We start from the raw sequence: 22,380 nt of genomic DNA on the forward strand, positions 1-22,380 counted from the left end.
ATCTTAATTTATGGTTAAATGGAAGTAATCAAAATCTACGTAGCCACCAGCCTCTTTACTCGCATAGTTAAAAAGTCCGAACCGATACCCCATAAAATGAGGAATGGTGTAACTCATTTTTAGCACGTTACCTATCATCTTCCAATGGTGTCCATCGGTACTATAAAAAAATTGGGCCGTATCTTTTTTGTTTGAAAAATCGCAGTTTGCTTTAAGAAATATACGCTGCTGTTTGAGATTGATCTTCGCCAGTTCTTGTGGCGCCCCCGTCATCGCATTAATCATTACCAAGGATTTTGTATTTCCTTCCATCCGGACTCCTACTAAACCATAGTTTTTTTGCAATAGCGATATTCCTGCAAAATCACCATCTTTCATGTTAGAAACCTCTACAGCAATAGCGGCGCTGCAGCTCGGGCCGATGGTGCGTTGCGTCAATGTATTTTTAGCTGAAAGAAAGTCATCAGTAAGGTCGCCGGTTCGCAGTCTCAAAAAGCCACTGCGTTCGGTCACTGACCAAAGATCAACAACTGGATTATGGTTCCATTGCCATGCCAGGGGAAGGGCGGCTTGTCCGGCTTTCCGGTCAAAATCATCCGAGTCAACAATTCCGGGGCTTAAGCTTTTATTTGCGGGAAGTTCCAATGTGGCCGGGACTTTTCCGTCAATACCAAGCACTGGCCATCCATCTTCCCATTTGACAGGAACCAAAAACGGAATTCGGCCTACAGCACCATAATCCTGAAAAAGATAAGCATACCATTTTCCGTTGGGCATATCAATCAGACCTCCCTGTGCCACACCCTGATCCTGCAAAACCACTTTCCCCTCATATGGACCTTCCAATTGGCTCGCCCGATGTACAATCACCGTGCGCATTCCTCCCGCTGGCCATGAAATATTAAAAAGATAATACATACCATTGATCTTAAACATTTGGGATCCTTCAGCAGGTAAACCGGCTTTGCCTTCTTTAGGCTTGGCGGGTAAAGAGGCATCGTCTATCAATACGCGTTGTGTTCCTGCTTTAACACCTGAAAAATCAGGCAATAATTCAGCAATATAGATACGTCCCCCACCCCAGATCATATATATTTTCCCCTCGTCAAAGAATAAGCTATGATCGTGCATCATCGGCTGAAATTCTTTCGAAACCCAGGGGCCATGTTCAATATCTGCTGTGTGGTAGACATGCGTTTTTCCTGTATTGGCCGAAAATGTACTGACATAGTACCGCCCCTCATGAAAGCGCAAACTGCTTGCCCAGGAGCCGTGCCCATACGCATTTTTATGGTTTGACAGATTGAGTTCATCCTGATCGCCAAGACGATCGTACGCATAATTAATCAACGTCCAATTGACCAGGTCTTTGGACTTCATAATCGGGACACCGGGGTTCATGTGCATGGTCGTACTGCTCATATAATAGGTATCACCGACGCGTATCATGGACATATCGGGCACGTCAGCAAAGATGATTGGATTATGGGCTTGCTGCGCCAATGCTCCCAAAAACGGGATCATTAAGGAGAAGACAAAAGCGCCGATTTTCATTCTTAACATATTGACAGGATTCATTAGTCGCATTAATTTAGTAAGCCTTAAAAGTATAATGTTTTCCAGGCAAGGTTTGTACATCGTATTCATAATAGCTTGGTAATTCAATTCCTTTCAGCTGTGAATCTGCAGATTGAATACTTACTGGTGTTATTACAGGAGCTAAAAGGGTATTAGTCTGATCGCCTTTTGCGATTTGAAGTTCAGATCCTTTCAATGGCGAAGCTGTCCGTAGCCGCAAATTACCGCCTAAAGGTGAAAAGACCATTACCTCCTTTATCTTCCCTTTTTTCCATTGCATTTCAATTTCAAATCCACCACGCGCCTTGATACCCTTTACCCAACCCTCTTTCCATTGATCGGGAATCGCTGGCAGCAGATGCACAGCGCCATCGTGGCTTTGGACCAGCATCTCCGCAATACCCGCTGTTAAGCCAAAATTACCGTCAATCTGAAATGGAGGATGTGCCGTAAAAAGATTTGGATAGGTACGTCCATCGGGATGGTTTTCATCGGAAATGCTCAGCATTTTCTTTATAATTTTGTAGGCATGGTTTCCATCCAATAAACGGGCCCATAAATTTATTTTCCATCCAATTGACCATCCCGTCGCAAAATCACCTCGATATATCAATGAATTACGTGCAGCCTCAAACAATTTAGGCGTGCGGAACGGTGAAATTTGACTACCTGGAAACAATCCGTATAAATGGGATACATGCCGGTGTTGATTTTGAGGATCATCCACATCTTCCAGCCATTCTTGTAACTGATTAAATCGACCGATATGCATTGGTGGAATCCGCCGTGCCGTTGCCAGCAATGTATCCCTATACATTGCATCAACATCGAGCGCTTCTGCCGCCAAAGCGGTACGGGTAAGCATGTCGTAGCATAGTTGATTATCCATGGTCACGCCTGCCGCAAGTGGCCCTTGCTCGGGCGAAATTGAGGGACTCAGGACGAGCCATTTTTCAGCTGGATAACCACGATGCACGACAAGCGCAGACAAAAGAAAGTCGCAAGCTCCCTTCATAACCGGGTAAAGTTGCCGCAAAAACTCTTTATCTCCCGTAAAAAGGTAATGCTCCCAAAGATGTTGAGACAGCCAAAGACCCCCGCTTGGCCACATTCCGGCAGCGGCAAAATCAATCGGACTCGTCACGCGCCAGATATCGGTATTGTGATGGGCCACCCAGCCACGCGCATGGTACAATGTCTTCGCGGTTTCTTCACCACGTTCACTGAGTTCTTTGATCATGGAAAATAACGGCTGAAGCGTACCGGAAAGGTTGGTGACCTCAGCTGGCCAGTAGTTCATTTCGGTATTTATATTGATCGTATATTTACTGTCCCAAGCTGGTTGCATGGATCGGTTCCAGATACCTTGCAGATTAGCAGGCTGGCCACCCGGCTGTGATGAGCAGATGAGCAGATAGCGCCCAAATTGAGCCAACAAGGTCACTAAGGCCGGATCCTGTGTACGTGCAAAGTCCGCAATACGCGCGGACAGCGGCAACTGTTGTTCGCTACTAGCATCCCCCAAATGCAGCTGGAATCGATTAAACTGTCTGCTATAAGTAACAGTATGCTGGTGTGAAGCCTGCTGATAGTCTTTGTCCATGGCCTTTTCTAATCTTTCCGCGGCCAGCTTATAGGGATCAGCTCCCAGTTGTTTATAATTTTGAAAATTACTCGCAATTGAAATATAAAGACAAACGGAACTTGCACCTTTTATATCAATCGATTCCTCTTTCACAACAAGCTGTCCATCGGTATGCTTTACTCCCGTATGAATCTGATAAACAACCTGCCCTTTAATACTCTCGTGATCGGATCCTCGTCCTTCTAAAATAAGCTTATCACCGTTTTTGTAAATAGTATGCTTCGACTCATTCTCATAAGTTAATGTGCAGTTGAGTTTCCCCTTCTTGCTCGACTTTATTTTCATGACAATGACATCATCAGCAAACGAAGTAAAAACTTCTCTGGTAAATGTTACCCCATCTACTGTATAACGCGACAGCGCAACTGCCCGTTCAATATCCAGTTCGCGATAATAGTGCCGGTACCGTTCATGCCCAGGAAATCGCAGCAGAATATTTCCCGCCGTTTGATAGGGCATGCCATGTGTCTTAGTGAAAAAGGTTTCATTTGCAAGCTTATCGGCTTCAGCTGGTTTCCCATCGAATATATAATTCTGAATAGTTTTTAATGCCGCTCCACCTTTCTTATTATCGTTGCGATAAGGACCTCCCGCCCAAATTGTTTCCTCATTGAGCTGCATACGCTCACAAGATGGAATTCCATAAACCATCGCGCCCAACCGACCATTTCCAAGCGGTAAAGCTTGTTCCCATACCTTTTCGTCTGCAGGCCGATCATACCATAGGATCAATGCCGATCGCTTTTGGGCAAACAACGCTGTAGTATGCAGTGACAAGATCGCAATGAATAGGCTTATGTACTTCCAAATAAAGTTTTCAATCATTTTTCTTGATAGTATTTTTTGCAGTTTCGGAATTAATCATCAGGACTAACAAACTCATTTTAAGAACGGCCAAGGCAAACCGTCGAATTGTTTATTGCTATTATCAAATTAGTAAGGCCTTTATTTCTTATCCTTAAATAGCAATTGCGAAACATTATAGAGATCATTTCTCCATACATTGAAATCATGCCCGCCCGACTCCAGATAGTAAATATGAGGCACCCCATGTTCTGAAAGGTACTCATGTGTGCGCTTACTTATATTGAGCAAACCATCCTGGTCACCGCAGGAGATCCACAGCAGTTTTAATTTATCTTTAGCTTCTTTCGGAACAGGCAGTAATTCCTGGGGCATCTTGGTATTGGGCGCGGAGGAAAAGCCCCCCACCCAGGCAAAAGTATCGATATGGCCAAGTCCAAAATTCAGGGCCTGTCCACCGCCCATAGACAATCCAAAAATCGCGCGGTGCTCGCGATCCTTGATAACGGGAAACTGCTTTTCAGCAAATGGAATCAGGTCATCGAGCAGATCTTTTTCAAAAGTTGAAAACGCCGCTACCCGATCCGGTGCCATCACATTTCCACCAGCACGGTCATCTTCCATGGCACGGCCATTGGGCATAATCACCAACATAGGTTCCATTTTTCCTTCTGCATACAGGTTATCAAAAATAACCTGAGGATTTCCATGTCTGAACCATTCCCTTTCATCACCGCCAATTCCGTGCAAGAGATATAATACGGGATATTTTTTTGCGGCACTGTATCCCGGCGGGGTATATATCAGCGCTTTCCTCTTAACTCCTACAGTTTTTGAAGGATAAACAAGGGAATCTATTTTCCCAGTTGATGTCAATTTTCGCTCAACATCAAATCCCTGTGGGGCAGTCTGCTGCGCCTGGGCCACTAGGCTGGTGGAAAAAACGCACAACATGGTGCAGATCATCTTTTTCATATTATAATTGGTTTAATAGTAAATAGATAGCGGGTCTATCGGCCTTGACGGGACAACGCCCAATTTCAACTAAATCACCTCTTTCCTTTTGAGTACTCTTAATACCGCAGCGACAATAGCATCGGCGTTTAAGCCATATTTATCCATCAGCGCACTAGGCGGTCCCGATTCACCGAAGCTGTCGTTTACAGCCACATATTCCTGCGGAGTAGGCAATTGTTTTGCCAACAGTTGCGCTACACTATCTCCAAGTCCACCGATACGATTATGCTCTTCGGCTGTAACAACACAGCCTGTTTTAGCGACAGAAGTCAGTACGGCTTTCTCATCTAGAGGCTTGATAGTATGGATATTAATGATTTCGGCATCAATACCTAATGTTTCCAATTCTTCCCCGGCACATATGGCTTCCCAGACGAGATGTCCAGTTGCTAAAATAGTCACAGTTGTACCCGGATTGAGCATCACGGCTTCGCCGATCACAAATTCCTGATCTTCCGGGGTGAAAACCGGCACCACGGGTCGTCCAAACCGCAGGTAGACTGGCCCCTTGTGTTTGGCAGCAGCTAGCGTTGCAGCCTTCGTCTGATTATAATCGCAAGGATTGATAACCGTCATCCCCGGGAGCATTTTCATCAATCCAATATCTTCCAATATCTGATGGGTCGCCCCATCTTCACCCAACGTAAGGCCGGCATGCGAAGCCGCTATTTTCACATTTTTATCCGAATAGGCAATAGATTGACGAATCTGATCGTATACCCGACCCGTTGAAAAATTGGCAAATGTACCAGTAAAAGGTATTTTTCCACCGATGGTAAGTCCAGCTGCAATACCCATCATATTTGCTTCGGCAATGCCGATCTGAAAAAAACGTTCCGGAAAGGCCTTGATGAAATCGTTCATTTTGAGCGAACCGATCAGGTCTGCACAGAGTGCAACTACATTTTCATCTTCCTTTCCTGCTTCCAGCAAACCGGCACCAAATCCAGAACGTGTGTCTTTTGATTCTGTATATGTATATTTTTTCATGTTAATCTATTTCAAAATCGTCCTACGATTAGGCGATATAATCACCCAATGTTTCTGCATTCTGGTTTAAGGCCACAGCTAGTTGTTCATCACTGGGTGCTATGCCATGCCATTTATGTGAGCCCATCATAAAATCAACCCCATTTCCCATTTCTGTATGTAGCAACACCATTACAGGCATTTTAGTTCCGGTCGAAGCTTGGGCCTTTCGAAGTCCTGAAATCACAGAACCAATGTCATTACCGCGCATAACCTCTATAACCTTCCAGCCAAATGCCATCCATTTGCGGGGTAGGTCGCCCAGCGAAAGGACATCATTGGTAGCCCCATCAATCTGCGCACCATTGTAATCTACAATAGCAATCAAATTGTCCATTTCGTTGTGAGCTGCATACATGGCCGCTTCCCATACCTGCCCTTCCTGCAATTCGCCATCGCCCATAAGCACATAAACCATGCGGTTATCTTGATTTAGTTTTTTGGCTTGAGCAGCACCAATAGCGACAGAAAGACCTTGCCCCAAGGATCCCGAAGCGACACGGATACCTGGCAGTCCTTCATGTGTTGTCGGATGTCCCTGCAGTCTTGAATTGAGCTTTCGGAAAGTGGCAAGTTCATCGATTGGAAAATAACCTGCTCGCGCCAACACACTATAAAATACCGGAGAGATATGACCATTGGAAAGGAAAAACAGGTCTTCCCCGAGGCCATTCAAATCAAACTGATCGTTTCGCTGCATCAATTCAAAGTATAAGCAGACCAACAATTCGGTGCAGCCCAACGATCCTCCCGGATGTCCCGACTGGCAACCATGCACCATGCGGAGTATATCCCTTCGGACTTGCTTAACAATCGCTTCTAAATTATGGATACTATGTCTTGTCATGACCATCTCAATTGTTACTTTGTGCGGCAACGCGTTTATGATCAGCTAAAAATTGAGCAAGGCCACTGTCCGTCAATGGGTGTTTTAAGAGGGAAAATATCGCCTGCAAAGGTCCAGTCATCACATCCGCACCAATTTTGGCACAACCCAAGATATGCGCACTATGACGTACCGAAGCCGCAAGAATCTGGGTAGGGAAAGCATAATTATCGTAGATCGTCCGAATTTCGCGAATCAGGGCCAGTCCATCGACAGAGATATCATCGAGCCTACCGACAAAAGGAGATACATAGGTTGCTCCGGCTTTGGCGGCCAAGAGTGCTTGCCCGGCAGAAAAGACCAGGGTGCAATTGGTTTTAATTTGTTTTGTACTAAAATATTTAATTGCTTTAATGCCGTCTTCAGTCATTGGAACCTTAACAACAATCTTATTGTCTAAGGCCGCTAAGCGCAAACCTTCCTCAATCATCGCATTAAAATCAGTTGAAATCACTTCAGCACTTACATCACCGTCTACAATATCACAGATAGCTTTGTAGTGCGCATGTACAGGAGCTGTTCCTGTAATTCCCTCTTTGGCCATCAGTGAAGGATTGGTCGTTACACCATCTAGGACACCTAAATTTTGAGCCATACGAATCTCACTGAGACTTGCCGTATCGATAAAAAATTTCATTTTTTTAGTTGATTAGTTTTGAATTCGCTAGATCTCCAGCGATTGGTTATAAGACAAAACTATAGCTTTCAACCAGATAGGATTGCAACAAATAAAAAAAAGAAGGGTAAAAATGTTTAAAACAGATTACCCTCCTAAAAAACTGACCTAAAACGACCTTTTAAACAACAATATTATGCTTAGTGCACGGATGTACTTTTATGCGATTGGATATATTCACTTGGCGTCATTTGATATTTTGCTTTAAAGACTTTTGTAAAATAGTTTGGATTGGCAAATCCCGTCTCATAAGCAATTTCAGAAATAGACTTATCGCTTTTTTCCAGCAAACCTGCCGCCTTTTCTAGTTTCACAGAGCGTATAAAATCTACGGGAGACATGCCCGTCAGTTCCAGTAGCTTATTGTAAAGGGAGGCTCGGCTCATCGAGGTGTGGGCACTTAGCGCTTCGACCGATAACTGCGGATTATCGATATTATCGTGTACATAATTGAGTACTTTTTGTAAAAATTTATCTTTTTCGGACCTGATCGTCATTTCGGGAGCTAAAATAGACACTTGTTTACTATAGACTTCCCTGAACGCCTGGTTCAGCTGAAGCAAACTGTTAACCTTCGCTACCAGTACATCCATATCAAAAGGTTTGGTCAGATATCCCACCGCACCCGATTCAAGCCCGCAAACAAGACCATTGTCGACCTGTGAGGCCGTCAGCAGTACAACAGGAATATGTTTTGTCCGTTTATCCTGCGCCAGCTTCTGTGAAAATTCCATACCATTCATATATGGCATCTGAACATCGCTCACCACAAGGTCAGGGTGATGAAAAAGTGCTTTTTGCCAGCCATCCTTTCCGTTAGTAGCCTCGATAATCTGATAATACTCCTTTAAAGACTCGCTGAGGTAATATCTAAAATCTTCATCATCTTCAATAACCAACACAAGAGGGCACTGTCTAAGTTCCACAGGTTGTATCTCCGTAACTACTTCTGGTTCAACCCCACCCTCATATACCGGCTCAGCTTGATCCAGCCATAGATCAAATTTAAAGGTACTTCCGCTGTCGGGTTGACTGCTAACCGAAATCTCGCCATGGTACATCTGAACAAATGACTGTGCAATTGACAGTCCAATACCTGAACCCTGACTTGCCACCTTGCCCTCAGTATCATGCTGAAAAAAACTCTCAAATATCGATTGTTGCAATTGCTCGGGAATTCCGATACCAGTATCGCGCACTTCAAGGGAAACATGCAGTTTCTTGTCGACAAGGCTTATGGAGGATATACTTACAGCGATATCCCCACCCTTTTTGGTAAATTTAAAAGCGTTATAGATTAAATTAAATAGAATGCGCTCAACCTTATTTCGGTCAAAACGACAATACAATTTTTCCTGGCATGGAAAAAAAGAATAATCGATACCTTTTTGCAGCGCCATATCCTGAAATGAACGGTATACTTCTTGTACAAAAGATACCAATTCACCATCTTCATCCTGCACTTTCAATTCATGGTATTCCATTTTACGAAAATCCAGTAATTGGTTGACCAAATTTAAAAGCCGCCGCGCGTTACGGCTTACCAAATTTAGTTGATCGCCCAGTTTGCTATCTTTATTTTTGGCAATCAAAGCATCCACGGGCCCTGTGATCAAAGAGATTGGCGTGCGGAATTCATGACTTAAATTTGTTAAGAATCGGATTTTCATTGCATCTATTTGATGCTTTGTCTCAGCATCTCTCTTTTGCTGTTCAATGAGCTGCCTCGCCTGGATACGCTCTTGTTCAATCGCAAATTTTTGTTTTAACTTTTGAATCCCGCGATGTCTGATCCACAGCAGGCCGCCCATTACTGCTAGCACATAAAATAGATAAGCATAAATGGTGCGCCAAAACGGTGGAGCAACATGTATCGCAATCGATTTGATTTCCTTGTTCCAAATACCGTCGTTGTTGCTTGCGCGAACCTCAAAAACATAATCTCCCGGATCCAAATTTGTATAATAGGCGCTATTGTCCTTTCCATTTCGAATCCAATTTTTGTCAAAGCCGACAAGTCGGTATTCGTATTGGTTATCCTCAGGTACAGTTAGATTTAGCGCGGCAAAAGAAATTGAAAAATTTTGTTTGTATTTCAGGTTGATGCGATCGGCAGTCAACAGAGACTGCTGTATTGGCCCCTTCTCCGTGGGCTGAACGATCACATTGTCAATTTTTAAATCCGTCAGTGCGACCTTCGCAGGATTGCCATTTGTTTTTAAATGAGCCGGATAAAAATGGTTAAACCCTTTCTGCCCACCAAAATAAATTTCTCCATCGTCCGTTTTTAGTGACGCACCGAGCATAAAAGCACCTTCTTGCAATCCCACAGCATTAGAATAGTTTTTGAACTTATTTTGCACCGGAGAATAACAACTCAATCCTTTGTTTGTTGAAAACCAGATCCTCCCTTTATCGTCCTCAATAATACTCTGAATGGCTCCATTCACTAATCCATCTTTCTCAGAAAGTGTCTCAAAAAATGTCTTCCCTTTTCGCAGCAAGCCTACACCATTGCCATTTGTTCCAACCCATAAATTTCCATTTTTATCCGTATGCACGGCTAATATATAATTGCTTGGGAGCTTATTTTTTGCTTTATCATACAGTGTAGTCTGTTGTTTCAAAGGATCATACATCACCAGGCCCGAGCCGTAAGTTCCTATCCACATATTATGTTCCTGATCTTCCGCTAGCGCACGTATAAAATTTCCAGGTAGCTCTATCCCATCGTTTGAGTGCTCTTCCCGCTTGTATTTTTTAACGATAGCGCTTCCTTTTTGAATGATGTTCACGCCGCCGCCATTTGTCCCAACCCAGGTATTTCCTCGAAAGTCAACTTTTAAACAAAAAATATCGTTATTATTCAAATTATCTTCCCTGTTACCAACAGTATATCTTTTTAGATTTCCATTAAGCAGGTCATAACAGATAACCCCTTGCTGATAGGTACCGATCCAAAGCTGATCGAGTTTTCTTTCCAAAGTCAACACCGTAAGATCTTTAGGTAAGTTCGCCGAAAGTTCAACAGACGACAGTCTATCTGTCGTTCGATCATATTTCCAGATACCACCACCATCAACGCCCAAAAAAATCTTATTTTGATAAGCCGCGAAAGAAGTTACTATAGCTGGGTCACCGGTCATACCCTCCAAAAAATCTAAACTTTTTAATCTAAATTGGCTTAAATTGGTATCGAATTTATTTAGCCCTCCCTGAAAGGTACCTATCCAGTAAATTCCGCTATTATCGACAAAAATAGACCGTATTGATTTATGAGAAAGACTATGAACATTACTTGGATCCGGCTTAAAAGTCCGAATTGTTAAATCCCTGGTATTAAGCACATCAAGACCATTGTCCGTTCCGATCCATAAGTCCTGCTTTTGATTGTAACATAAGGTGTAAATGCGGGGGCTACTTAAAGCTCCTTTCCCTTCTCCTGCGCTAAATTTATTGAACTGCGAATCGCCCGGATTCAAATATTTAAGGCCGAGCATAGATCCGACCCAGATACGGCCCTGATCATCTTCAACAATGGAACTAATTTCAATTCCATTTCCATATCCTTCCTTTTCCGAAAGAACTTCAAAACGTTTTATGGTCTTTAGGTCTGCCGATATGCGAAATATGCCATTCTCTGATGACACCCACATGTTGTTCTTTCGGTCACGAAAAACACTGCCCGTTACTTTACCGGCAAAAGCTTCTACAATACGTCGATAAGTTGGATCCATTCTCTTTTGTAGATCATTGACGTCCAAAATATACAAAGCACCATAGGAAGCGATCCAGATATTTCCACTTGCATCCTTATCGATCGCATTAATAGCGGTACTGAGCCATTTACCATCAGGGGTAAGATTGTACGACCTGATCCGGTCAGCTTCCCGATCATAATAACTTAATCCCCCTCCATTTGTACCGATCCATATTCTTCCCTTCATGTCTTCACATAAGGCCGAAATATGGTTTGCCATTAAACTATTCTCTTTGTTGGCATCATACCGGTAGACATTGTAATGACGTCCGTCGAAGCGATTAAGCCCATCCTCTGTTCCTAGCCAAAGAAAACCATAACTATCGCGGTAGATACTATAGATTGTATTGGAAGAAAGTCCATCCTTTGAAGAATAGCGTTGAAAAGTTACAGGCTGGCTTTGTCCATAAGAAAAAAACGTCAGCATCATCCAGGTGAATACCACTAAAGTTCGTATCATATATTTAGGTATGTAATCTTCAATACAAAAAAATCTGTATTGAACTGTCAACTAAATTATCAAATTAATCCCTACTAAACTAGTCTCTACAATCATTTGACCCCTGTAAGCGATATTTTTTGACATTCTTATCCTTCATTTAAACATTCTTGCTATCCACCAAATTTTCCAATGGCTAGCTTTGGTATACAATTATAAACTGCTTTGAAAGGCATTCCAATATAGGGAAAACTATATGCAAACAATGCAACCGGTTGCTATATAGTTATAAAAAATTTAACCAATTATTATACAGCATATGACAGTACTTGATGATCCATGACTGTCCCTTAGATTTTTTATCAAAATGAACAAAGGGAACACCGATACAAACGTATCTAGCCAATTAGAGAAAATTTAACCAAGAATTCTTCAACCTATTTATCAATCCACAAATGCGATGATGATTACATGTACAATCACACGAGTAAGGCATTGGAAAAAGCTATGGGGTATAGCTAAGCCATTCACTTTACTGCTGTTCCTGCTTTATGTTGGACAGGCAACACTCTATGCTCAGGCCAAAAGGCAGATAAGGGGCATTGTCGTCGATAGTAACCATAAAAAAGTGAGCGGTGCGTCCATCAGGGTAAAAGGCACCTCGCTAGCCACGGCTACCGATGACAATGGAGCTTTCACGATCCAAGTCCCTGCAGATAATAATTTATTGACCATCTCCAAGCTAGGATATGGCCAACTCGAAGTGGATATCCACAATAAGAACACGGTAGAAGTACAACTAAGCGATAAGTCTATCGAAATCGAGGAAACCATTGTTGTCGGCTATGGTCGTCAAAAAAAGGAAACTGTCGTTGGCGCCATTGCGCAAACTTCAGGTAAAATCCTCGAGCGCGCAGGTGGTGTTTCCAGTGTAGGCGCCGCATTGACCGGTAATGTGCCCGGTGTCATTACCACGGCAAGTACCGGTATGCCGGGCGAGGAAGATCCCCGTATTGTGATCCGCGGACGCAGTACCTGGAATAATACCGACCCATTAGTCATGGTCGATGGGGTGGAACGACCACTATCTGCCGTTGATATCAGTTCCATCGAAACTGTTTCCGTCCTCAAAGACGCCTCGGCAACCGCTGTTTACGGCGTCAGAGGAGCCAACGGCGTTATTTTAATCACCACCAAGCGGGGTAAAGAAGGGCAAATGCTGATACGCGGTACCGTCAACAACATTGTAAAAACGGTTTCCCAACTTCCGGGAAAAATGGATTCGTACGATGCTTTGATGCTACGCAACAAAGTTATCGAATATGAGTTAGGGATTTCTCCTTCCAGTTGGGCCAACTATCTTCCACAAGACGTCATCAATAAATACCGTTTTCCCGCTGACCGGACGGAACGCGAACGTTATGTGAATACCGACTGGGCAAAAGAACTCTTTAAAAGCCACGCTTTTTCACAAAATAGCAGCGTCAATATTGCTGGTGGTACACCCTTTGTCAAATATTTTGCCAATGCGGACTTTCTTTACGAAGGCGATATGTTCCGCCAGTTCGAAAATGCTCGCGGTTATAAAGCTGGCTACGGTTTTAACCGTCTAAATGTACGGTCCAATTTAGACTTCCAGCTTACTCCCACAACTAAATTTTCAACCAACTTGGCAGGGTCTCGCGGTGTCAAAAAAAGTCCATGGGGCGGCGGCAACGACTATTCCTATTGGATCGCTGCCTATACGGTAGCTCCAGATGTTATTTATCCACGCTATTCAGACGGTACCTGGGGTTACTATGCCTTAAACACACAAGCCGGGATAAACTCTGCCCGTGTGCTGGCACTTAGCGGAACCGAATACATCACCACCAGTCGTATTACAACAGATTTTACGCTCGAACAAGATCTTAAGTTTTTAACGAAGGGGCTTAACGTTCGTGGGACAATCTCACTGGACAACACGTTTGTCGAGGGCGGCCGCGGTATCAATGATGCCAACAACAGTACACAAAGTAAATGGATCGATCCCAATACGGGATTGCCAACCTATCAGATCGCTTTCGATGGTACCAATAGATTTGACTTCGTCGAGGGCATAAACTGGACAACCGGTGCCGGACAGGTCAGAGACTGGTCTACCTATCGAAGATTATTTTATCAATTGCAGTTAAACTACGCAACGACCATCGCTAAGAATCACAACATCACTGCCATGGGTTTATTCAACCGCAATCAGACCGGAACAGGGAGTATGATTCCCTCCTATCGCGAAGACTGGGTATTCCGCACCACCTACAACTACAAAAATAAATATATGCTCGAGTACAATGGAGCCTATACGGGATCAGAAAAATTCGGTCCTGACAATAGATTCGCCTTTTTCAATTCCGGTGGGATAGGCTGGCTAGTTACTGAAGAAGAGTTTATGAGGCCTATCTCGTTTCTCAATATGCTCAAGTTACGTGCGTCCTATGGTGACATCGGTGACGATAGTGGCGGCCGTCAATTTCTGTACCTAACCCAATGGGCATATGGGGGCACCGCTGGCATGGGGGTTGAAGGCCGCTACTCCTACTCCGACGGCAATACCAGTCCTTATATCTGGTATAAGGAAAGTGCGCTTGGCAATCCAAATATCCGCTGGGAAAAAGTTAACAAATTCAATGTCGGCCTCGACTTCGGTCTGTTCAATAGCCAGATAACCGGTAAAGTCGACTTTTTTAGAGACCGTAGGACAGATGTCCTGATTAGCGGCGCCAACCGAGCCATTCCTTCCTACTTTGGGATGGAGGCACCTACAGCCAACCTAGGTAAGGTACAGAATAAAGGGTTTGAAGTAGAACTGAAATTTAACAGACAGCTCAATACCGACTGGAGAATATGGGCTGATATCAATTTTACCCATGCCAAGGATAAAGTCATCAATGCCGATGCACCCGAGCTGCTGCCCGAATATCAGAAACCGGATAACAAACAAGTGAGTCAAACCTATTCTTATGTTAGCTCCGGATATTACAATACTTGGGACGAACTTTATTCGAGTACCGCGCACGAAAGCAATGACCTAGCGAAACTACCCGGCAATTATCATATACTGGATTATAACGGGGATGGTATTATCGATGCTAAGGACAATATTCCCTACGCCTTTCCTTCGGTTCCACAGAACACTTATAATTATACCATTGGATTTGATTGGAAGAATTTCAGTGTCATGACCCAGTGGTATGCCGTAAATAATGTCACCCGGCAAGTTGTTTTCAACAGCTTCTCGGGCCAGCTTAACCTCGCTTATGACGAAGGTTCCTATTGGTCAAAAGACAATGTCAATGCAGACGTACCACTACCACGCTGGTTATCACAGTCGAGTACTTATACACCCGGTAGCCGGTATATGTTTGATGGTTCCTACATTCGATTGAAAACAGCCGAAATTGCCTACAATTTTAATCGGGAATCCAGCGTAATCAAACGCCTTGGGCTTCAAAACCTTCGCATTTTTCTAAATGGCAACAACTTAGTTTTCTGGTCCAAAATGCCAGACGACCGTGAATCCAATTATGCCGGTACGGGCTGGGCATCACAGGGCGCCTACCCTACGGTAAAGCGGTTTAATCTAGGTGCAAACATTACATTTTAATCCTACCACTATGAAAAAGTATTTCAAGGTAATCTTTATATCTACTGTGATCTGGTCTTCAACTTCCCTACTCTCGTGTAAAAAATACCTGGATAAAGAAGAACAGTCCAATGTGTCCTCCAAAGAAGCATTTAAAAACTTTATTAACTTTCAGGGCTATACAGAAGAGTTATACAGCTGTGTTGTCAACTTCAGCAACAACTACTGGACCAACTCGTGGAACTGGGGTGAAGATGAAATGACCTCAACGGCTGGAAATTATCATTTCGTTCACAAAATCGACAACGGTAATTTTTGGGGTTGGCAAAGAGAATCCGACGGCTGGGGCTCCGGCTGGATGGATCAGGGTGATTTTACCACCATCAATGGGGATGTATTTGCCAACCGCGCCTTCCGCGATTTATGGAGCGCGGCCTGGTTTGGTCTGCGAAAAGTAAGCCTCGGACTAGAAAATATCGACAAATTAACCGAAGCCACCGCCGAAGAAAAGAACCTGATCAAGGGGCAATTGTTATTTTTCCGAGGTTGGTTTCACCACCGACTGATGGAATATTTTGGCGGGATGCCGTACATCAATTATGTACTTCCAAGTGACGAAAAGCTGCGTTTGCCAAGATTGAGCTACCATGTCTGTGCGGATCTTGCTGCGGCCGATTTTAGAGAAGCGGCCAATCTATTGCCGATCGACTGGGACAATACCACTGCCGGAAAACGTACCCTGGGGAAAAATCAATTGCGCATCAACAAAATCATGGCCCTTGCTTATCTTGGCAAAAATTATCTTTGGGCGGGAAGCCCTTTGATGAATTTTCAGTCTACCGGGAATAAAACCTATCATACCGACTATTGTAAAAAAGCAGCCCAAGCCTTTGGCGAACTACTTTCACTTGTCGAAAGCGGACAGACAAATTACGCCCTTGTTCCTATGGCCAATATTCACTTGAATTTTTACACAACAGGCCAAAATTGGGCCATGCCCGGCAGTACAGAAGCTATATTTAGAGGGCCCTACATTGACGCATGGGTATCGAATTATGGTACCAGTAAACAGTACATTCCGCTGGTCGTCTCCGACGGAGATGCATTGAAGTTTATTCCAACAGCCAATTATGTCGACTACTATGGTATGAAAAACGGTTTACCGATCAAAGACATTACCCAGTCTGACGCAGAATCAGGTTACAATGCCGAATACCCTTGGAAAGATCGCGACCCACGCTTTTATAAGGACATCATTTTCGATGGAACAAAAGTCGTCCAGGGAAATACACAGGACGAAAAAAATCGATACGCTAACCTTTACAGTAATGGAAGCTATCGAGATATCCAGTCTGGCAGCCAGACAGGCTACGTGTTACGTAAATTTGTCCCTATAACAGCCAACAAATATGATCAAGCCTATAATTATGGATCCAATCTTCATATTTACGTGCCCTATATGCGTTTATCTGATGTCTATCTGATGTACGCCGAATCCGCCATGATGGCTTCCAACTCAGCTACAGGCAAAGCCGACAATTACGGTAAAACAGCAGTTGATGCGATCAATATCGTTCGGGACCGGGCTGGCGTGGGGCATGTAGATGCCAAATTTCTAGGTTCGGCTAACGCATTGTTACCTGAATTACGGCGGGAACGAGCTGTGGAGCTCGCTTTTGAAGGTCATCGTTTTAATGATCTGCGACGCTGGTTGCTGTTGACCGAATCACCTTACACCTTAAAAAAATCGGTTGTTTTTGATCGGGCAGGAACCTTCAACACCGTAGATCCATCCCAAAACCGCGTCGTCAACATGAAAGAAAATGTCCTTTTGGAACGGAAGTTTACAAGCAAGCATTACTGGTTGCCCCTAAAGGTCAGAGATGTCAACATGTATCCCGAGTTCTATCAGAACCCAGGCTGGTAACAAGTTTTTCATTTAATCATTCAAAAAATGAAGTACAAAAAATTAAGAATAGCACTATGTCTTGGATTAAGTTGGATAGCTACCGCTGAAGGAATGGCGAAAGAATCACTTAATCCAACCATTAGACAACATAAAAATATTTTTCCGGAGCGCTCGACATTTGTTGGTCCGGACAGTATTGGCACCGATAGTACGACACTTGTACAGGTCGCTTTCCGAAAAGTTCAGAAGAAGGACCTCATGGGCAATGTACAATCCATCAATGTTCCACAATTGCTCGACAAGAGTTACAACACCTACAGTCTGGAAAATCTAGATGCCTTTATTCCGGGATACAACGGTAATATTTGGGGTATGGGTGGTTATTTGGTATTAGTGGACGGATTTCCGCGTGATGCCAATAACGTTATGCCAACAGAAATCGATCAGGTCAGTGTATTGAAAGGGGCCAATGCCATCGCTCTTTATGGTAGCCGAGCAGCCAAAGGCGTTATTAGCATCACGACAAAACGCGGAAAATCCGGAAGTCAACAGATAAAAATTAGAGCCAATAGCGGTATCAATGCGGCTATGAGCTATCCGCAATATCTTGGCTCCGCAGAATATATGACATTGTATAATGAAGCTCGACAAAATGATGGATTATCACCACTCTATAGTGCCGAAACAATCTATCAACATGCAGCCGGAACAAATCCTTATCGTTATCCCAACGTGGATTACTATTCATCGGACTATATCAAAGATCACTATAATCGCTACGATGCCACCGCCGAAATCTCAGGAGGCAATCAACGTGCACAATATTATACCAACTTTGGATTTTGGTCTGAAGGGTCCCTCCTCAATTTTGGACAGGCGAAAAAAAATGGTGGCGCCAATAGATTCAATATGCGCGGTAACATCGATGTGAAAGTCAATGATCTGATCTCCCTGAACGTCGATGCAGCAGCCAGTTTTTATATTTCCAAAGGGGTAAATGCGGACTACTGGGGTGCAGCAGCAACCGTGCGGCCACATCGCTTCTCTCCACTCATTCCTATTGATATGATCGAAGAAGGTGACGTCAACTCGATGGTGTATGTCAACAACAGCAATTTTCTCATCGATGGCAAATATCTCCTTGGGGGAAGTCAGCTGGATCAAACCAATGCCTTTGCAAACGTTTATGCCGGCGGCACAAACCGCTATCTAAATCGGCAGTTTCAATTTAATACGGGTTTAAATTTTGATCTAAAAAACATCTTGGAAGGTCTGGTTTTCAAAACCAACCTGGCTGTGGATTATCAGTCAAATTACAACCAATCCTATAACAACAATTATGCTGTTTATCAGGCATCGTGGAACAACTATGATGGAAAAGACCTTATCAGTAGCCTCACAAAATATGGTGACGACCGTATTTCAGGCATCCAAAATATCAGTGGCAGTACCTATAGACAGACCATCGGTCTCAATGGGTCCCTAAACTTTAACCGTACCTACGGTAATGACCACCATGTATCGGCAATCCTATTGGCCAATGCGTTCCAGATCGCTGCCTCTGGCAGCTACCACAAAACCAGCAATGCCAACCTAGGGCTGCAGTTGGGCTACAATTATTCAAGCAAATATTATGTTGACTTTAGCAGTGCTTACAGTCATTCCGCCAAATTACCACAAGGGAATAGAAGAGCCCTATCTCCTACTTTAGCGCTCGCCTGGCGTCTATCTAAAGAAAATTTTTTGATCGACAGCAAAGTCGTCAATGAGTTAAGATTATCCGCCTCGGCCGGTATATTAAACACGGATCTGGATATTAGCGACTATTACCTCTATCAGGGGTATTATACCTATAACGACGCAGCATGGTATAGCTGGCGCGACGGTGACCTCGTCCATACCTTTGACAGACGCAGGGGTGACAACCCCAACATGAAATTCCCGAAACGCAAGGAATTTAATATCAACCTCGAAGGTGGGCTCTACAACAACCTGATCACCTTTAATACGTCCTACTTTGTTAATCGGATGAGCGGCGGGTTGGTACAGGCGGCAACACAGTACCCAATGTATTTTATGACTTACTGGCCGGTTTATTCTGACCTTCCCTATGTCAATTTTAACGACGACGAACGCCGGGGTGTCGACTTTGGCATCAACCTGAACAAACAGATCAACAAAACCTTCGTATCACTGGGTTTCAACGGGATGTACTATACGACCAAGGCGGTAAAAAGGGACGAACTCTATGAATTTGCTTACCAAAACAGAGCCGGAAAACCATTAGACGCCATCTGGGGCTTACAGCATGATGGTTTTTATAACAGTCAAAGTGAAATTGACCAAGCTGCCTTTTCAACATTTGGAGAAGTCAAGCCTGGGGATATCAAGTATAAAGATCAGAATGGTGATGGTACCATCGATACCCGCGACGAAGTATACTTAGGCAAAGGCGGATGGGCCGGTGCCCCACTGACATTAGGTTGCAACCTGACAGTCAAATGGAATAATTTCACATTATTTGCCGCGGCAACGGGACAGTTCGGAGCCAAAGCGATGAAAAACAGTTCTTACTTTTGGGTAGATGCGGAAGATAAATATTCAGTGGTCGTACGTGACCGCTGGACAGAGTCGACCAAGGAGGCCGCAACTTATCCGCGCCTTACCACCTTTAACAGTGACAACAACTTTCGAAGCTCAGACTTTTGGCTTTACAAGACCGATCGCATCAACCTATCCAAAGTGCAGCTGTCTTACGATTTCCCAAAGCGTCTATTCAATGCTAAGTTTATACACGAACTGGGGATTTATGCCACGGGATCCAACCTACTGACCATCGCCAAAGAAAAGGAAACGATGCAATTGAATATTGGACAAGCACCACAAATGCGTTTTTTCAACATCGGACTGAAGGCACTATTTTAATCTTTACTATCTAAGACGAGAATGATGAAAAGAATACTAACCATAGCCATCCTAAGCAGCTTACTATTTTCTTCCTGTGAAGATATGTTTGAGCCGGCTCTTGAAAATAATCTTGAAATTGAAACAGCCAATAGTCGCCCACTTTACGCACAAGGGCTACTTTTAAATGGATACAACCGGGTTCCGGCTAATAGCTATAGCTTTGATGATGTCGCCACAGACAATGCTGTGAGCAACGATAAAAGCAATACTTACCTTAAAACAGCAACCGGACAATGGACAAGCATCAACAATCCTTTCGACCAATGGCGCAATAGCTATGCAGCCATACAGTACCTCAACAATTTTTTATCCCTAAGTGATAAAGTAGAATGGGCCTTAGATCCCAAGGTCAGTACGATGTTTAACGATCGCATGAAAGGTGAAGCTTATGGTCTCCGGGCACTATTTATGTTTCACCTGTTGCAATCCCATGCCGGAAAGTCGAGTACCGGTGAGATACTTGGTGTGCCTATCCTGCTGACTCCCGAAGATGTCAATTCGGATTTTAACCACAGTCGTGCACCCTTCGAAGCCTGCATGCAGCAACTTTACGATGACATCAAAAAAGCAGAAGACCTGTTGCCTATGGATTACGAAGACATCAGTGCAGACAGTCAAGTTCCGGTCAAATACGCAGGCACAATCAATAAAGACGACTACAACCGTGTATTTGGAGCCTATTTCAAACTCCGCATGACAAAGCGCATCGCGCAGGCAATTCGTGCCCGAGCAGCGTTAATGGCGGCAAGTCCGGCATACAGCGAGGGCAGCAAAACAACCTGGGAGCAAGCCGCCACCTATGCGGGGCAGGTCATCCAGGCCAAAGGTGGACCAAGTGGTATCGATCCGAAAGGATTCACCTGGTACAATAAAGATGTGGTCGATGGCTTAACCTCCGGATCCAATCCGGCCGAAATACTTTGGCGCACCGACAAAGGAAATAGCAACAGCATGGAACAGGACCATTTTCCGCCAACATTGTTTGGCAGAGGACGTCTCAATCCAACACAGAATCTGGTCGATGCCTTTCCCATGGAAAATGGCTATCCCATTGACGATGCCAATTCGGCTTACAATAAAACCAATCCGTACGACAAGCGGGATCCCCGATTGAAGACTTACATTATTGTCAATGGTGCCACGGCAGGCGTAAGCAACACGGCTATCAATACCGCTGCCAATAGTCCAACAAACGATGGGTTAAATAAGGTCGAGACATCTACTCGGACGGGCTATTACCTGAAAAAGCTGCTGCGCCAAGATGTAAACCTCAACCCTTCATCTTCTACACAACAAATGCATTTCAATACACGTATACGGATGACAGAAATGTATCTGGCCTATGCCGAAGCCGCAAATGAGGCCTGGGGGCCTACTGGCATGGGTACTTTTACCTTCTCGGCCTACGACATCATCAAGGCTATTCGCAGACGGGCGGGTGTAGGAGCCAACAATGGCGATCCTTACCTAGAACAGGTAAAAAACAACAAAGAGCAAATGCGGCAGCTCATCCGCAATGAGCGGAGACTAGAACTTTGTTTTGAAGGGTTTCGGTTTTGGGACCTGCGTCGCTGGAAGTTGGATATCAACGTTGCTGCAAAAGGAGTCAGTATAAGCAACAACAGCTATACCGAGATTCCGGTAGAGAATAGGCTTTATGAAAACTTTATGTACTACGGTCCGATCCCGTACAGTGAAGTACTCAAATACAGCAATCTTGTACAGAATACGGGATGGAATTAACATTAATACACGCATAATGAAAAAGATCAATCTTCTTTACGCCATGGCTTTGGTAAGCCTGGCGTCTTGCAAAAATAACGACTGGGAGTTCCCAGATTTCGAATTTCAATCGGTATACTTCGCCTATCAGACACCAGTCAGAACGGTAACCCTAGGCGAAGACATTTTTGACAACAGTCTCGACAACCAGCATAAGGTGAAAGTCATGGCAACCACTGGAGGAGTATACAACAATGGAAAAGACATCCGTATCGATTTTGTTGTCGACAACAGCCTTACGAATGGCCTTAGCTATCCAAACGGGC

The 22,380-nt window shown here is 44.0% G+C and carries 12 protein-coding genes; 5 read left to right on the forward strand and 7 right to left on the reverse strand.

All coding sequences use genetic code 11. The annotated features are described in order from the left end of the window. Positions 1–3 precede the first annotated feature (3 nt). From ACHWSC_RS13850 to ACHWSC_RS13880, 7 genes are all read right to left on the reverse strand, one after another. A complete protein-coding gene (locus ACHWSC_RS13850) occupies positions 4–1,563 on the reverse strand; it encodes a glycoside hydrolase 43 family protein (RefSeq protein WP_394677156.1) in 1,560 nt (519 codons plus the stop codon). Positions 1,564–1,591: 28 nt separating this feature from the next. Then, a complete protein-coding gene (locus ACHWSC_RS13855) occupies positions 1,592–4,048 on the reverse strand; it encodes a glycosyl hydrolase family 95 catalytic domain-containing protein (protein WP_394677157.1) in 2,457 nt (818 codons plus the stop codon). A gap of 120 nt (positions 4,049–4,168) precedes the next feature. Continuing rightward, complete coding sequence (locus ACHWSC_RS13860) at positions 4,169–5,002, reverse strand: alpha/beta hydrolase (protein ID WP_394677158.1); 834 nt, start codon at positions 5,000–5,002, stop codon at positions 4,169–4,171. A 69-nt stretch (positions 5,003–5,071) separates the two neighbouring features. Then, entirely contained in the window at positions 5,072–6,034 is a 963-nt protein-coding gene (locus tag ACHWSC_RS13865) for a transketolase family protein (RefSeq protein ID WP_394677159.1), read from the reverse strand. Between the two features lie 28 nt (positions 6,035–6,062). Next, on the reverse strand, positions 6,063–6,920 hold the full coding sequence (locus ACHWSC_RS13870; protein WP_198385951.1) for a transketolase: 858 nt from the start codon (positions 6,918–6,920) through the stop codon (positions 6,063–6,065). A 7-nt stretch (positions 6,921–6,927) separates the two neighbouring features. Continuing rightward, positions 6,928–7,596 carry a fructose-6-phosphate aldolase gene (fsa, locus tag ACHWSC_RS13875; RefSeq protein WP_288061210.1) on the reverse strand — a complete coding sequence of 223 codons (669 nt, stop codon included), beginning with the start codon at positions 7,594–7,596 and terminating at the stop codon, positions 6,928–6,930. 179 nt (positions 7,597–7,775) lie between these two features. Then, entirely contained in the window at positions 7,776–11,855 is a 4,080-nt protein-coding gene (locus ACHWSC_RS13880) for a two-component regulator propeller domain-containing protein (RefSeq protein ID WP_394677160.1), read from the reverse strand. A gap of 439 nt (positions 11,856–12,294) precedes the next feature. Here ACHWSC_RS13880 and ACHWSC_RS13885 point away from each other — a divergent pair, with 439 nt between their 5' ends. From ACHWSC_RS13885 to ACHWSC_RS13905, 5 genes are all read left to right on the forward strand, one after another. After that, complete coding sequence (locus ACHWSC_RS13885; RefSeq protein WP_394677161.1) at positions 12,295–15,477, forward strand: SusC/RagA family TonB-linked outer membrane protein; 3,183 nt, start codon at positions 12,295–12,297, stop codon at positions 15,475–15,477. 10 nt (positions 15,478–15,487) lie between these two features. Continuing rightward, positions 15,488–17,383, forward strand: a complete 1,896-nt coding sequence (locus tag ACHWSC_RS13890) for a RagB/SusD family nutrient uptake outer membrane protein (protein ID WP_394677162.1) — start codon at positions 15,488–15,490, stop codon at positions 17,381–17,383. A 27-nt stretch (positions 17,384–17,410) separates the two neighbouring features. Beyond that, entirely contained in the window at positions 17,411–20,290 is a 2,880-nt protein-coding gene (locus ACHWSC_RS13895; protein ID WP_394677163.1) for a SusC/RagA family TonB-linked outer membrane protein, read from the forward strand. 21 nt (positions 20,291–20,311) lie between these two features. Beyond that, positions 20,312–22,075 carry a RagB/SusD family nutrient uptake outer membrane protein gene (locus ACHWSC_RS13900; RefSeq protein WP_394677164.1) on the forward strand — a complete coding sequence of 588 codons (1,764 nt, stop codon included), beginning with the start codon at positions 20,312–20,314 and terminating at the stop codon, positions 22,073–22,075. Positions 22,076–22,091: 16 nt separating this feature from the next. Beyond that, the coding region (locus ACHWSC_RS13905; RefSeq protein WP_394677165.1) for a DUF1735 domain-containing protein at positions 22,092–22,380 on the forward strand (289 nt) is incomplete at its 3' end.

Origin of the sequence: uncultured Sphingobacterium sp. (genome assembly GCF_964277905.1) — a bacterium.
GTDB classification, from domain to species: Bacteria; Bacteroidota; Bacteroidia; order Sphingobacteriales; family Sphingobacteriaceae; genus Sphingobacterium; species Sphingobacterium siyangense.